The 14325-nt window shown below is 58.3% G+C and carries 11 protein-coding genes, 11 tRNA genes and 1 pseudogene; 2 read left to right on the forward strand and 21 right to left on the reverse strand.

The features are described from left to right. Positions 1-466 precede the first annotated feature (466 nt). The gene (locus tag H522_RS0108805) at positions 467-781 is read right to left on the reverse strand and encodes a sigma factor-like helix-turn-helix DNA-binding protein (protein ID WP_026962025.1); all 315 of its coding nucleotides are present in this window, start codon (positions 779-781) and stop codon (positions 467-469) included. Between the two features lie 163 nt (positions 782-944). Between H522_RS0108805 and H522_RS22510 the strand changes: the two are divergent. Both H522_RS22510 and H522_RS21050 read left to right on the forward strand, forming a co-directional pair. Next, a pseudogene (locus H522_RS22510) lies at positions 945-1106 on the forward strand (IS4 family transposase); the annotation flags it as partial. A gap of 29 nt (positions 1107-1135) precedes the next feature. Then, complete coding sequence (locus tag H522_RS21050; RefSeq protein ID WP_051344095.1) at positions 1136-1423, forward strand: tyrosine-type recombinase/integrase; 288 nt, start codon at positions 1136-1138, stop codon at positions 1421-1423. Between the two features lie 100 nt (positions 1424-1523). Here the strand turns inward: H522_RS21050 and H522_RS0108815 are convergent. From H522_RS0108815 to H522_RS0108910, 20 genes are all read right to left on the reverse strand, one after another. After that, positions 1524-1599, reverse strand: a tRNA-Val gene (locus tag H522_RS0108815). 48 nt (positions 1600-1647) lie between these two features. Then, positions 1648-1723, reverse strand: a tRNA-Thr gene (locus H522_RS0108820). Between the two features lies 1 nt (position 1724). After that, positions 1725-1799: transfer RNA gene (locus tag H522_RS0108825), tRNA-Asn, on the reverse strand. Between the two features lie 44 nt (positions 1800-1843). After that, a tRNA-Ala gene (locus H522_RS0108830) sits at positions 1844-1918 on the reverse strand. 16 nt (positions 1919-1934) lie between these two features. Then, a tRNA-Pro gene (locus H522_RS0108835) sits at positions 1935-2011 on the reverse strand. Between the two features lies 1 nt (position 2012). Next, a tRNA-Arg gene (locus H522_RS0108840) sits at positions 2013-2089 on the reverse strand. A gap of 62 nt (positions 2090-2151) precedes the next feature. After that, a tRNA-Gln gene (locus H522_RS0108845) sits at positions 2152-2226 on the reverse strand. A 16-nt stretch (positions 2227-2242) separates the two neighbouring features. Beyond that, positions 2243-2318 (reverse strand) — tRNA-His (locus H522_RS0108850). Between the two features lie 2 nt (positions 2319-2320). Then, positions 2321-2396 (reverse strand) — tRNA-Trp (locus tag H522_RS0108855). Positions 2397-2434: 38 nt separating this feature from the next. Continuing rightward, positions 2435-2518: transfer RNA gene (locus H522_RS0108860), tRNA-Tyr, on the reverse strand. A 4-nt stretch (positions 2519-2522) separates the two neighbouring features. Beyond that, positions 2523-2598: transfer RNA gene (locus H522_RS0108865), tRNA-Thr, on the reverse strand. A gap of 72 nt (positions 2599-2670) precedes the next feature. Further along, on the reverse strand, positions 2671-2919 hold the full coding sequence (gene hfq, locus H522_RS0108870) for an RNA chaperone Hfq (protein ID WP_026962026.1): 249 nt from the start codon (positions 2917-2919) through the stop codon (positions 2671-2673). Between the two features lie 42 nt (positions 2920-2961). Continuing rightward, positions 2962-3930, reverse strand: coding sequence for a tRNA (adenosine(37)-N6)-dimethylallyltransferase MiaA (gene miaA / locus H522_RS0108875; RefSeq protein ID WP_026962027.1), 969 nt, complete (start codon positions 3928-3930; stop codon positions 2962-2964). 27 nt (positions 3931-3957) lie between these two features. Beyond that, positions 3958-4773 (reverse strand): class I SAM-dependent methyltransferase, encoded by an 816-nt coding sequence (locus H522_RS0108880; RefSeq protein WP_051344096.1) that lies wholly within the window; start codon positions 4771-4773, stop codon positions 3958-3960. Then, positions 4766-6730 carry a DNA mismatch repair endonuclease MutL gene (gene mutL / locus H522_RS0108885; protein ID WP_245578065.1) on the reverse strand — a complete coding sequence of 655 codons (1965 nt, stop codon included), beginning with the start codon at positions 6728-6730 and terminating at the stop codon, positions 4766-4768. Before mutL ends, H522_RS0108880 begins: the two co-directional genes overlap by 8 nt. Then, positions 6712-9393 (reverse strand): DNA mismatch repair protein MutS, encoded by a 2682-nt coding sequence (gene mutS / locus H522_RS0108890; RefSeq protein ID WP_026962030.1) that lies wholly within the window; start codon positions 9391-9393, stop codon positions 6712-6714. The genes mutL and mutS overlap by 19 nt, the downstream gene beginning before the upstream one ends. 50 nt (positions 9394-9443) lie before the next feature. Beyond that, on the reverse strand, positions 9444-9893 hold the full coding sequence (locus tag H522_RS18540) for a YlbF/YmcA family competence regulator (RefSeq protein WP_051344097.1): 450 nt from the start codon (positions 9891-9893) through the stop codon (positions 9444-9446). Next, positions 9890-11401: a tRNA (N6-isopentenyl adenosine(37)-C2)-methylthiotransferase MiaB gene (gene miaB / locus H522_RS18545; RefSeq protein WP_051344098.1), complete on the reverse strand. Its 1512-nt coding sequence runs from the start codon at positions 11399-11401 to the stop codon at positions 9890-9892. The genes H522_RS18540 and miaB overlap by 4 nt, the downstream gene beginning before the upstream one ends. Positions 11402-11529: 128 nt before the next feature. Further along, complete coding sequence (locus tag H522_RS18550) at positions 11530-12828, reverse strand: YheC/YheD family endospore coat-associated protein (RefSeq protein WP_051344099.1); 1299 nt, start codon at positions 12826-12828, stop codon at positions 11530-11532. A gap of 11 nt (positions 12829-12839) precedes the next feature. Next, positions 12840-14321, reverse strand: coding sequence for a putative amidoligase domain-containing protein (locus H522_RS0108910; protein ID WP_026962031.1), 1482 nt, complete (start codon positions 14319-14321; stop codon positions 12840-12842). Between the last annotated feature and the right edge of the window lie 4 nt (positions 14322-14325).

Genomic DNA, 14325 nt, shown 5'->3' on the forward strand with positions numbered 1-14325 from the left:
GCGAGGTCTCAGCCGGGCACCGTCTCTCAACAGGGGAGAGCCCGCGGTGCCGTTGGATGCTCCCCTGTTCACCACAAAATGGCCCGCCGGTGCGGTCCGTACCATCAGGCACTTATCATCGGTGAAATACCGCCCAGTTGCGAGGACACCGACCGGCGTGCGATGAGTGCGATGGTCTTGGTCTGTTTGCTTCTTGCCCTACATACTACCGAGCCCCATGGCTTCGAGTGATATTTGGCACCACTTCTGGCCACCAGAGGGCACTAGGCAGAGTTTCTTCCTCGTTATTTTATATGTAGATTGCCCTCCGATCACGCCGGATCAGGTACCGTCATGGCAAAGACCCGCCAGCCCTTCATCCAGCAGGGCCTATCTTCGACACTGCCATAGTAACATGGCAAATACTATACTGTGTCCTGTCTTTGTCCGGTATTTGTCCAGCATTTGTCCGGTCGATTTTGCTTTTTCACCGCCAACGCTCCATCTCTACCACGGCGCGCTCCACCATCTCCTGTACACGGCTCTTGCTTCGATGCAGGCGTAACGCAGCGCTCCGATAAGTATGCCCGTCGCGAAACACCATGCGGAGAACCTGCTGATAGTCCGGATGCAACTCCGAGATGGCCGATTGAATCTCGGCCACCTCGCACTCCACATCGTCCAGTTCCTGCTGAAGGCTGGCTTTCTCTAACTCCAACCGTTCTGCCCGGTCGAGCGTGTTGGCCACAAAATCCGCCAGGGAGTCCTTAAAACCGGGGCTGCGAGGCATGTCATCCAGCACGGGGCTTCACATCATGCCAGAAAGTACAGCGCAGTTTTCCAGAAGGCCGCGGGACATGCCGCCGGAGTTCATGGATTTCGTCTTCCGTCAATGCGTTCAGCAAATCTATGACCAGGTCGGTATGAGGTGAGCGAATGAAAAGCTTGGACGAATTCATCTTGTCGACTCATCCACGATCACCATGTGCCTATCTCAGTATCGGTGGGCAGAGTTTCGGAAGACCAAGGCCGGCGTGAAGATGCATCTGCGCTTGGTCTTCATGGACCGCCAGGTGATCCCCGACAAAGTCATTCTGACCCACGCTCGTCATGCGGACAGGACGAAAAAGCCGGGCCAAATTATCACGAGTACGGGTTGGTCTTTACGTCAGAGAATGGAGAACCGATTCACAAGCGGAACCTCATTCGCCGGCACTTCAAGCCCATTCTGAAGGCTGCTGGCCTCCCAGAGAATATCAGACTATATGATCTGCGACATACCTGCGCCACGTTGCTCCTGGCTGCCGGTGAAAACCCAAAAATCGTGAGTGAACGGCTAGGACATGCCAGTGTCAACATGACACTCAACCGCTACTCCCACGTCCTCCCCGACATGCAGAAAAGTGCTGCAGATAAGCTCCAGTGGATGCTATTTCGTGGCTGAACAAACAGCCCGCACACAATACGCACACAAGCTACGAAAAAGGCCGCTCGGTGGTGAGCGGCCAAGGTCTCAAAATCCGCGTCATATCAAGGTTTTTTCATGGTGGGCGGTAACGGGCTCGAACCGCTGACCCCCTGCTTGTAAGGCAGGTGCTCTCCCAACTGAGCTAACCGCCCAAACACTGGCATTGAGTAAGCCGCGCTGTCCATGCGCGGCTTACCTTGTGGAGCTCCCAACCAGGCTCGAACTGGTGACCTCATCCTTACCATGGATGCGCTCTGCCAACTGAGCTATGGGAGCCTGGCTCCCCGAGTAGGATTCGAACCTACGACCCTCCGGTTAACAGCCGGATGCTCTACCGCTGAGCTATCGGGGAATACAGGTCATCACCACTTGTGCAACGGAACAAACCGAAGGTTATGGTGGAGGTAGTCGGATTCGAACCGACGGCCCCCTGCGTGCAAAGCAGGTGCTCTCCCTCTGAGCTATACCCCCGTTCGCGATCCATTGCTGGTCGGAGCAGCGGGATTTGAACCCACGACCTCCTGCTCCCAAGGCAGGCGCGCTACCAAGCTGCGCTATGCTCCGATGGCGTGCCCGGAGAGATTCGAACTCCCGACCTCTTGATTCGTAGTCAAGCACTCTATCCAGCTGAGCTACGGGCACGTAAAACTGGGTGCTATCATTCTACTTTCGTGCATCACCCAGATCATCCAATACCCTTCGTGTGGCTGGGGAGGAAGGACTCGAACCTTCGAATGACGGAACCAAAATCCGTTGCCTTACCACTTGGCTACTCCCCATCAAAAAGAAGTGATATGGGGTGAGTAGTGGGAATCGAACCCACGAATGCCGGAACCACAATCCGGTGCGTTAACCACTTCGCCATACTCACCATGGCAGGGGCGGCAGGATTCGAACCCACGACATGCGGTTTTGGAGACCGCCGTTCTACCAACTGAACTACGCCCCTAGGACCCGTTCAAGGGTCGAAAAGCTCTTGTGCCGCCCTGGTGGAGGGGGAAGGATTCGAACCTTCGAAGCTTCCGCAACGGATTTACAGTCCGCCCCATTTGGCCACTTTGGTACCCCTCCGCGATGGAGCCAGCGACAGGAATCGAACCTGCGACCTACTGATTACAAGTCAGTTGCTCTACCTGCTGAGCTACGCTGGCGCCGCGTCGGCGACACGAATTAAATTAGCACACCGAGCCGCCGTTTGTCAACACCTTTTTTAAAGCGCAGGGTCACTCCGCGTTGGCACTGCCCCCGTCTAACGTCAAGTTGACACTACGCATTGGCGTAAAGGTAGAGATAGCATGTTTGTAAATCATCTGTTGCTTCCCATCACTATCCAAAATTATGGTAAAATTGTCGAATGCCCGCAAGGTGCCGCGAATCTGAAATCCGTTCACGAGATACACCGTGATGGGGATTCGTTCTTTGCGAATCTGATTCAAAAACGTATCCTGAATGTTGATTGGCTGTTTGCTCATGTTGGCCTCCTCCACTCCCGCAAGTAGCTGCTGCCTCTGTTACTATTCGAGGTCAGAGCCACGAATTCCTGCCGCCAACCGCTTCGCCGCGGCCACCACCCGGTCATAATCCTCATCAGCCAGGGAACCATCCGCAGCAACTCGCAGCCATATCACGCGCGGATCGCGCCGAAACCAAGACAGCTGCCGTTTCACAAACCGACGCGTATTACGTTTAATCTGTGCAACCGCTTCCTCATACGAAAGGTCTCCACGGAGGAAGGCCACCAATTCTTTATAGCCGATGGCCTGCAGGGAAGTCAAGTCAGGTCGGAGGCCATGCTCGAGAAGCTTTTTCACTTCGGCGACCAACCCTTGCTCCAACATTTTATCTACGCGTGCTTCCACGCGTCGGTACAGAACCTCGCGGGTCATCGTCAGGCCAAACTGCACGGTCTCAAACCGTCCCTCGCGCACCCGGAAATCATATGTTTCGGACCACGGCCTCTCCCTGGTTTCAGAAACCTCCAGGGCACGGATGACCCGCCGCGTATCGTTCGGATGCAGTCGCGCTGCCGTATCTTCATCGCGCTCCTGCAACACCGCGTACAGCGCTTCCTGCCCATGCTCCTCCAGATACCGCTGCCACTTCTCGCGGATGCGGCCCGTTTCATCCCGTTCCGCAAAGTTGAGGTCATCGGTAATGGCTCGGATATACAAGCCAGTGCCGCCAACCAGCAAGGGGAGTCGACCGCGTTCGAGAATCTCGACAATGGCGCGCTCCGCCCTCTGCTTCCATTCCGCTACCGTGAACACCTCGTCTGGATTGACCACATCAATTAGGTGATGCGGAACCCCTTGCATTTCCTCCCGGGTCAGCTTCGCGGTCCCGACGTCCATGTGCCGATAAACCTGCATCGAATCGGCCGAAACCACTTCCCCGTCGACCTCTCGCGCAACGCGCACTGCCAGGTCACTCTTGCCGGTCGCTGTCGGACCTACGATGCACAACACCGGCCATCGGCGCTCCAAGTCGTTCACCTCCTAACCGTTACACCGTTATCGTTTCCGCCACACCCCATAGGCGAACCGACCCCTACGTTTATCGGGCACCAGACCAAAGCGGTCGAACTCTCCGCTACCCGGCCGCTCCTTCATCACGACCGCCCGCCGTGCGACACGCTGCGCTTGACGCCAGGCATCCTCCCGCAGCGGCTGCGGCTCCGCAAACGGACGGATGGCATCGAGCGGGGTAGTTTTATCGGTCGGTTTGCGAAACATGGGGTCAAAGTAAACCACATCCACCGATTCGTCGGGGAGTTTGGCTAATACCTCCAGGTGATCCGCTTCGTGGACCTGAACCCTGGCCAGGGCTTCCGCAACCAACGGTTCATACTCAAAACGGTGCTGCAGCGCCCATACAAATGTGCGTGCCAAGACCCAGGAAGACTCACAGGCCAAGACGTGACCCTCGTCCCTAACACCCGCCGCCAGCACGAGCGCGTCGACCCCCAACCCTAACGTGGCGTCCAAAACTGAATCCCCAGGCTGAATGTTTGCCGCCGCCAGCAAGCGGTCTTGTTCTCCCCGCTCCATCGCTTGTAAGCGCAGTAAACCCATGCCGGGATGAAACCGGAACGGATGCTCCGGGTCCCGGACGTGATACCAGGTCGGCTGAACGTCCGCCACCAATACCACTTCCACGTGTTCCTCGCAAAAGATGCGGGATAGACTCCGGTTTTTCCGGTGAACCGTTCGCACGCCAAACCAGGCGCCCATGGTTTCCGCGCGTGAGATGGTCGCCGGTGTCTCCCGCCAAGGTGGAATACACACGGCCAGGTCGGTACTCAGTTGTCTCCACAAGCCATCAGACAATCCGCTTGAACCCCTTTTCCAGGTCCCGAGTGGTCCACTTCAACATGACCGGTCGTCCGTGCGGACAGTGGAACGGGTCTTCCAGGTCAGCCAAGGACGCACAGAGGGCTTCCATCTCCATCTGAGACAAATGATGATTCGCCTTAATCGCCGCCTTACACGCCCGCATGATCATCCGATCCCGCACGGCCTCCCGGACACTTGCACTCTGACGATATTCCTTGAGCATCTCGAGCACGTCTTCCGCCAAGGCGGCGATATCCAGCCCCTCCCAAATCTCAGGGATGGTTCGAAGCAACAAATCCCGCGCACCAAATTCTTCAATCTCCAATCCCATCTCCGCCAACAGTGATCGCTTCTGCAGAACCGCAGAACGAGCCGACTCGCTGAGCGTGAGTGGGATGGGTGTCAGCAAAGGAATCACATGAATATCCTTCGCTTCCAAGCTGGCTTTGAAGCGTTCATACAAGACCCGCTCGTGGGCGGCGTGTTGGTCAATCAGGTACAGGCTCTCCCCATCCTCCGCGATGATATACGTGTTCAACGCCTGACCAATCGGGCGCAGCCTCGTCAGAAGTGAACGGTGCTCCGCCGCTGGGGATTGTGCGAGGGCCGATGACGTCTGCACACCACTGTGATCCGATTTCTCGACAACCTGGTCATCGCTTACCTGGGGATTGCCATGATCCGCAGACTCTCCGGGAAACTCCGCGGACATATGCGTCTGCAAAGGAGTGACCGACCGAGTCGGATGCACCTCCCCATAGATGCGACCCACCCATTTCCTGTGCCGATCAGGTATTCCAGACGACCGAGGCTTCACCTCGCCGGACCGAGTCGGGGTGAAGGCTGCAGGGCGCTCAAGTGCCAATTGGGTCTGTACGCGTGTTTCTCGTCGGCTTGACGATTCCATCCGTTCATCCGACTCGCCGGTTCGGCTCGGTTGCCGTAAGGTGGGAATGAGCAGCGCTTCCTGCAACGCGGCCCGCACCCCTTCCTCCACCAGGCGAGCTACGTCGCGCTCCTCGCTCAGGCGAACCTCCGCTTTGTGCGGATGGATGTTGACATCGACCAAGGTCGGGTCCATTTGAATGCGCAAGGCGTACATCGGGTGACGGTTGATCATCAGTCGGCCTTGGTACCCAGCGACGACCGCCTGATGCAAGACGAGATTGCGAATCGGTCGCGCATTGATGAACAGGTGGCCGTGGAACCGACTGGACCTCCCCTGCAGCGGCCGGCCAATCAGGCCACTCAATTGATAATCCGGCGTGATCGCGGAAACCGGAAGAAACTGTTTCGCTTCCGCAGGGCCGTAGATGGCGGCCAATACATCTTCCATGCGACCGGATCCCTGCGTCTGTAAGAGGATACGCCCCGACGCCTCGCAGCGAAAGGCCACGTCCGGCCGGGCCAAGGCCGCGCGTTGCACCACCTCCAGGCAGCGCGCCTGCTCAGTGGCCACCGTACGCAAATACTTCAACCGTGCCGGAGTATTGAAGAACAGGTCGGAAACTTCGATGCGGGTCCCTGGCGCCATCCCGACCGGTTCGGGATGGCCTACCCATTCGCTTCCCTCCATGCGCAGCTTGATTCCGGTCTCTGCGTCGTGCGGGCGGGTGGATAGCTCCACACGCGCCACCGCCGCAATCGAGGCCAAAGCCTCGCCCCGAAACCCCAACGTGACGATGCGAAATAAATCGCGCGGCGTCTGCACCTTGCTGGTGGCGTGGCGTGCGAACGCCAGTTTCGCATCCTGCTCGTCCATGCCCACGCCGTCATCCTGGACGACAATGCGGGCAATGCCCCCTTCCTCCAATTGCACGACAATCGCCTTGGCCTCGGCGTCAAGGCTGTTTTCCACCAGCTCTTTGACCACCGACGCGGGCCGCTCCACCACCTCTCCGGCGGCAATCTGGTTGGCCAGCGACGGAGGCATCACTTGGATGCGTCCCACGTCATCACCTCCCGAGCCTCTTTCCAGAGGGCGTAAAGCTGATTGAGGGCTTCCAGCGGCGTCATTTCCAGCGGATTCAACGCACAGAGGCGCTCGACAACCGGGATCGATGCGGCTGCAAACAGGGGGAGTGGGTATCCCCTCGGGGCCTCCGAATTTGTCGGGCTGGCTGGAGGTCCGGCTGCCGCTGCCTCGGCCGAACCAGCAGCCATCTTTGCGGCCTCTGCCTCGGCGACCTTTGCCGCCTCTGCGACCTCGGCGGTCTTCTCAGGAAACTGCCGCTCCCGCACCTGCAGGAGTTCGCTCGCCCGCGCGATGACAGAGTCGGGTATGCCAGCCAATTTCGCCACCTGGATGCCGTAACTCTTATCGGCCGGCCGGTTGACGACGGTGTGTAAAAACTCGATAGTGTCCTCCCGTTCATGCACCGTAACCGAGGCGTTGACGACTTTGGGTAGCCGTCCCGCCGTCTCCGTCAGTTCGTGATAATGGGTGGCAAACAGGACAAACGGCTCGAGCTGGGGCTGCAACAGGTGCTCGACCACCGCCTCGGCGATGCACAGCCCATCATAGGTACTCGTTCCGCGGCCAATTTCATCTAGTAAGACAAGGCTGCGATGGGTGGCCTGCCGCAAGATCTGGGCCAGTTCCACCATCTCGACCATGAAGGTGCTCTGACCCTGCGACAAGTCGTCGGAAGCACCGATGCGCGTGAAGATCCGGTCGACCAGGCCGATTTCCGCTTCCTCGGCCGGCACAAAACAGCCCATCTGGGCCATGACCACAATCAGCGCCACTTGCCGCATGTATGTACTTTTGCCAGCCATATTGGGACCGGTGATGAGCATCAGCTGTCGTTCGTCGTCCAGGTGTACATCGTTGGGAACAAACTTCCCCCCGAGCATCGCCTCGACGGTCGCGTGTCGCCCTTGACGAATGTGGATGCCGCGCCTCTGCCGAATGCGTGGCCGGACATACCGATTCTCAGACGAGACAATGGCGAAGGCGCAGAGCACATCGAGTTGGGCTACGATGGAGGCGGTTGCCTGTATCGCTTCAATTTGCGCCAAAACCGCTTCACGGAGTTGAACAAACAGCTCGTATTCCCGTTCAATAGCCCGTTCTTCCGCGCCGAGAATGCGCGCCTCCTGTTCCTTCAGGGCGGGCACCACGTACCGTTCCGCCGACGCCAAGGTTTGCCTTCGTTCATAGTCTTCGGGGATCAGGTGAGCGTTGGCCTTGGAGACTTCAATGTAGTAGCCAAAAACGCGATTGTAACCGACCTTCAGGGATTTAATCCCTGTTCTTTCACGCTCTTGCTGCTCGAAGGCGGCCAGCCATGTCTTACCGCCCTTGGCCAACCGTCTCAGTTCGTCGAGCTCGTCATCCACCCCTTCGCGGATGATGCCCCCATCGCGCAGGTGCACGGGCGGATCGTCCACGATGGTATTCAAAATCCGTTGTGCCAGCGGCGCGAGATTGGGCAGCTGTGCCCCCAAACGCCGCAAAAGATTGGACGTCTGCGTCGCCAGACGCTCCTGAATGTCCGGAATCACCTGGAGGGAGTGCCCTAAAGCGAGCAGGTCACGCGCGTGGGCGGTTTGGAAGGAGACCTTTGCGGCCAACCGTTCCAAGTCATAGACCCGCTTCAACAACGACTGCAGTTCGCTCCGCAGGAACACGTCTTCGACCAACGCTTGCACCGCGTCCAGGCGTTCCTCAATCGGCGCGACCTCGGCCAGCGGCCGCTCAATCCAGTGACCCAAGAGGCGCGTGCCCATTGCCGTTTGCGTCTTTGCCAGAAGGCCAAACAGCGACCCTTGCCGCTTGCGGGTCCGCGCGGTGGCCAACAACTCCAAATGGTACTGGGCCGTGGCGTCCAACACGAGGACCGTTTCCGACTGCAGCTGGCGCGGGGGGCGAAGGTGAGGTAAAAACTGTTTCTGCGTCTCTTCCAGGTAGGCGAGCAAAAGCCCGAGCGCCGCCAAAGACGCGCTAGTCTCACCAAAACCTAGGCTTGTCCGAGACGACGCGTGAAATTGGTGGAGCACGCGCCGCTCCACGTCATCGCGGGCGGGATCGAACGGACGCAGCGTCATCCGCGCGCTCGTACGGTCTCGCCACGATGCAAACCAAGGCCATTGAGGAGGCTCAGTCATCAGGACCTCTGCTGGAGACCACTGCAGCAGGATTTGCTGCAGGTCATCCGTATCCGTTTCGTCGACCCAGACATCCCCAGTGCCGACGTCCACCAGGGCGATGCCCAACCGGTCCGAAAGGGAAATGATGGCCATTAAGTATCGATGCCCGACCTCATCCTCGCGCACACTGGTTCCGGGTGTGATGACGCGCACCACTTCACGGCGGACCAACCCCTTCGCCTGCTTCGGGTCTTCCGTCTGTTCGCAGATTGCCACCGCGTATCCGTGGTCCACCAGGCGCGTAATATATTGATCCGCACTGTGAAATGGGACTCCACACATGGGAACGCGGCCAGCGCTCCCTGCATCACGACCGGTCAGCGTGATGTCCAGAATGCGGCTGGCCGTCTCCGCGTCCTCAAAAAACAGTTCATAGAAATCTCCCAGTCGAAACATCAGCAATGCGTCCGGATGCTGCTGCTTGAGTTCCTGGTACTGCCTCATCATTGGGGTTAACGACATACGAATGCCTCCATGGGTGTCCGGTCGAGATCTCGCCAAGGCGCTACCGCCTAGCGCCGGCCGCAGTCACAACCCTGCCCGCCATGGCCGCGTCCGCATCCCTGACGCGGTCCTTGTTCCACGGGGACAGCTTGACGAATGCGGGTCAGCAAAACGGAAATTACGCCTTGCAGACACTCATTGAGCTCGGCCTGAGCCTCCTTATACTGCATGGCGACCGGAATCTTCCACAGCTCACTCTCCACCTCTTGCATTTCGAGCTCTGCCAACATCACCTTTGGGTGATCTTCCGGCAGACGCTGCTTGAGAATCAGGCTCTGGTTGGTTTTGAGCTTGAGTTCCTCAAACAGTTCCTGCGCCCGCTTGTGCCGCTCCATTTTCTCCCGTGCCTGCCAATACCGCGCGTACGCATCCAAGGCGGTAATCTGCTTGGCAATGGCATCTGCCTTGGTTAAAATGGCCTCACGCGTAACCCGCGCAGCCTCGGCAGTGTGGCTCATGCCAACTCCTCCTGTCCCGTATCGGCGGCTGGTTCAATGGAGCGTAGACGTCCGGTCAACGTCCAGGTCTTTGCTTCCGTGATTTCAACCTGCGCCAAGCGGCCCGTCCACGCCGGATTGCCCGGGAACAGGACCAACTTGTTGCCTCGTGTGCGGCCGGAGAGCACCGACGCGTTGGTTTTGCTCTGTCCTTCCACCAAAACTTCGACCGTTTGACCGACCATGCGTTCATTTAGTTCACGGCTGATTCGATATTGCACTTCATTCAAACGCTGCAGGCGCCGCTTCTTTTCTTCCAAGCTCACATTGTCCGCAAAACGTGTAGCCGGCGTGTTTTCGCGTGGTGAATAGATAAACGTAAACGCGTTGTCAAAGCGCACCTGTTCAATCAGGCTCAACGTGTCCTCAAATTGGGCTTCCGTTTCCCCGGGGAACCCGACAATGATATCCGTAGTCAGTTGCACGCCTGGCACCGCCCTACGGATTTTGTCCACCAGCTCGAGGTAGTACTCCCGTGTATACGTACGGTTCATCCGCCTTAATACCTGGTTGTTGCCCGACTGAACCGGCAAGTGAATGTGTTCTACGACGTGTTCCGACTCGGCGATTGCGGCCATCAGTTCATCGGTAAAGTTCCACGGGTTGGACGTCGTGAAGCGAATTCGCTCAATTCCTGGCACCTGATTGACCTGGCGCAGGAGTGTGGCAAACGTGACATCCCCCAGGTCGACACCATAGTCATTGACATTTTGCCCGAGTAAGGTGACCTCTCGGAACCCTTCTTCGGCCAACTGCCTGACTTCAGCCACAATGTCTTCCGGACGACGGCTGCGCTCCGCCCCTCGGGTATACGGGACGATGCAGTATGTGCAAAATTTATTGCACCCATACTGGATGTTGACCCACGCACGAACGCGGTCTTTGCGCAGCTTGGGCAGCTGTTCCACGGTGGCAGCCGCCTCGTCCCAGACTTCCATGACGGTGTCCTGGCTGTTCCGAGCCCTTGTCAGAAGCTGCGGCAAGCGGTGGATGTTATGTGTCCCAAACACCAAGTCCACCCACGGAAACTTGTCCCGAACCATCGCCTGTACACTCTTCTCCTGTGCCATGCACCCACACAAACCCAGAATCAGTTCCGGGTGCGTGGCCTTGAGCGGACGCAGACGACCAATTTCGCCAAACACCTTGTCCTCGGCGTTCTCTCGCACCGCACAGGTATTGAAAAGGATGAAATCGGCCACTTCCACATCCTCGGCTGGCTCGTAGCCCATCGCCTGCAGAAGGCCCGCCATCATCTCGGTGTCGTGTTCATTCATCTGACAACCATACGTCTTAATCAAATACCGGTACGGCTCACCATTCGCTTTCCGGCCTACCTGGTACCCTTTCACCATCGACGCGACGTCAAACTGAATATAGTCAACCGGGCGGGGCCGGTGCGTGTTAAACGCGATTCCTTTGCCAGGAATCAGCCGCCCCTCCCGCAGTTGTTTGATTCGGTTTTCCATGCGCTCCCCTCCTCACGGCGTTCAGCCTTTGTGGGTATCGCAACTACACCATTGATTCTGCTACAATGTCCTATTATACCATGAGGAAAAAAGACGCGTCAGAAATTGTCGTCTGCCTTTCGTTGCTTCTATACCCGCGCGTGCACGGGCTCAAGGTCGGCCAATTCCGCCAAGTGAATCAAGGTTCCGCGCAGCCCCTGCCGCCAGATTTCTGGCTCATCAAACTTCATCGGCTTCGAGTTCGCCTCAAAAAACCACAGACGAGCTTCCTGGTCAATTCCGATGTCCATCGACATCTCCCCGAGCTGCTCCCGATAGTGTCGATCAATCGCGCGCGCACAAGCGACCGCCATATGCTCCAACGAGCGCTTGACCTCGCCCCCCCGAGGCCCAAAGTGATGCCGCAGGACTAAATCCGCGGCCGCAATCGAACCCCCGTTGGGAACATGCGTCGTAATCACTCCGTCTCCCGCCACGCGCACCCCGACACCAACCACTCGCCACATGCCGCGGTGTTTCTGCAGGAGTACACGAAAATCACACGGATGCCCCTCCCACTTGAGCAGTTCTTTGGCCGCCTGCATCACATATGCCCCGCCAGTCCGCTCCCGTTCCATGATGCGCAATACCTCTGCTAAGTCCGATGCCACGGTGGTGCGGGTTCGCCCCTTCTTTAACACCTGCAGGCGATAGCCCTCCCCTTGGCGCTCAATGCGCATGATGCCATGCCCCATACTGCCGCCTGCGGGTTTCAAATAAACCGCCTGATACCGTTGGAGCATGCGGTCTAGGGTCATTGCGTCGATAGAGAAGGCCGATTCGGGCAAGTGGCGCGACAAAGCCGATCCGGACAGGACGCGATAAAGCACCGCTTTGTCAAAGTACTCTGGATTGAACATGGGAATCCCATATTCTTTCAGAGTTCGTCGCGCGTTCGCCGCCATCTCGGTCTTCTCCAGGTGCCGCAGCGGAATTCGATTGTAAACCGCCTGCGGGCGCGGGCAAGGAAGCGGACGCCATACCCCCGGTCGGATGCGCACAAACCCCGTCCACACCTCATTGTCATTTACCTGGTCGTCCGGCAATACATAGACGAACTGCCCTTGCCGCCTCCCCATGCGGATGAGGTCCCGGAAGTGCGACCGATTGCCGACAAACTTCCCGTCCCGCCCACCGGCGAGAATGGCGAAGACCGGTCCGACCCGCGCCACCCCGTCCGGGGCCCGACGCCAGTCTAAAGGCGTCCGGAAGACCGTCCGCGCGTTCTCAACCGATTCATAACAAGGAAGCAACAGGTTCGACACCCTCACCTGCGCAGGCACCGCAGTACTGGTGTCTGGACGGTTTCTGCCGTTTTCTGGCCAGACCACGGCCATTTCCAACTTGCCGCCCTTCTCCAGCCAAACCAATTGAAGGGCTCTACGCATACCCTCACCTCCTATCCCCGAACCGGGTGGGATGCGACGAGCGACTGCGACCGACGCACGGTTTTTCGGCGCCCAGTTTCCACTTTGGCCAGCGGAATGTCCCAGACGACCCGCACATCCACCGTTTCATCCCACGTTCGCCCCTGTTCAATCATCTCAACCAATGGCATGATGTAATCTCGGAAGCGTTCAAACACAGCAAGTCCGCCTAGATTCCCCAGATTCCGCAACGCGATCGGGCGTAAAGCAGCCTGATCCGCACGGTAAAATGCGGTCTGCAGGTGAATGTCATACAGGTCGACCACGGGTAAGTCGCGGTGATGGGCCGCCAGCACGCACGCCAGACACATCGCCGCCGTGGCGACATCCCTATCCACCAGAAAACTGGATGGTGTACGGTATTCGAACCCCCAGCTCTTGTGCCTGACGTCGCCGAGAAACCCATATCGAGGTCGACGCAGCACGGCAGTCTCTGGGTTTTCCACCAGCATCAACGGCAAGCCGAGATAATTGTCCAGTACCCGCACGAAGTGACCAGTCAGCGGCACGTTGGAGAAGTGGATATGCCCGCCGGTACAAAAGGGCCGAAACGGCATACTGCCGGCGCGCCACTGTACCCCCCTGCGGTTTATCGTCAGTGCAGCCTCCGTCATCAGGTCACGCAGACGGTTGACCACGACCAGTGGATTCGTATCCGGTTCTGGACGCAGTTCCAGCAGCGGAAGCCGGCGACCGTCCATATGAATACTGCGGTCGTCACAGCCAATGGGCCCGCGACGTCCGAAGTACTTGCTCGCCAACACCATCTTGCCTGCAGAGTTGCGCAACATCAGTTCCAAGTCGGTGCCGAGTAACACACCACTGTATACCTCTGGTGCACGCGTTTCCTCTGCGATGTAATCGGTCACGGCCTTTTCGAACAACTCCAGCATCCGGCCTGTAAGGACCGGGTTGGGCGTGATATCCAGAACCGCCAGCAGCCCTTTGCCTGTCTGTCCAATGCTGACCAGGCCAAAGTCCAGGCCCAACGCATGCACGGCGCGCATGGCGAGTCGGACCGCCCGGCGCGTGAGTCGGTCCTCATCGGGCGACACTTCCACAAAATTTTCTTGAATGCGTTGAATTCGTTCATTGATCCAGGCGGATCCCGCATCACTTCGAAAACAAGCTAATGGGGTTAAGTGAAAGACGGGAATGCGAAACTGCCGCTGAAACCGTTCTTCCTCCTCGCCGCGGGTCCGATCCCGGGCTGCTCGAATCCCTACCCGCCTCAGGAAACGCCCCATGGCAACCCTGGAACGAGTGCGAGCAACCGCACGGGCGGAGTTGAGGATACGACCCTGTGGGGGATCGCTCTCGCGCGTTGGCCCCCAGCGTAGCACGACATCCTTGGTGCCAACCGCGCTGGCGGATGAGTATGCCTGCAAGGCGCTTACCCGCCGCAGCAGCCTTTTGGCGGAAGGCTGCCCCGCATGCAATAAATAGCAAGCCATGCGC

The sequence above is a fragment of the Alicyclobacillus herbarius DSM 13609 genome, assembly GCF_000430585.1.
Classification (GTDB): domain Bacteria; phylum Bacillota; class Bacilli; order Alicyclobacillales; family Alicyclobacillaceae; genus Alicyclobacillus_G; species Alicyclobacillus_G herbarius.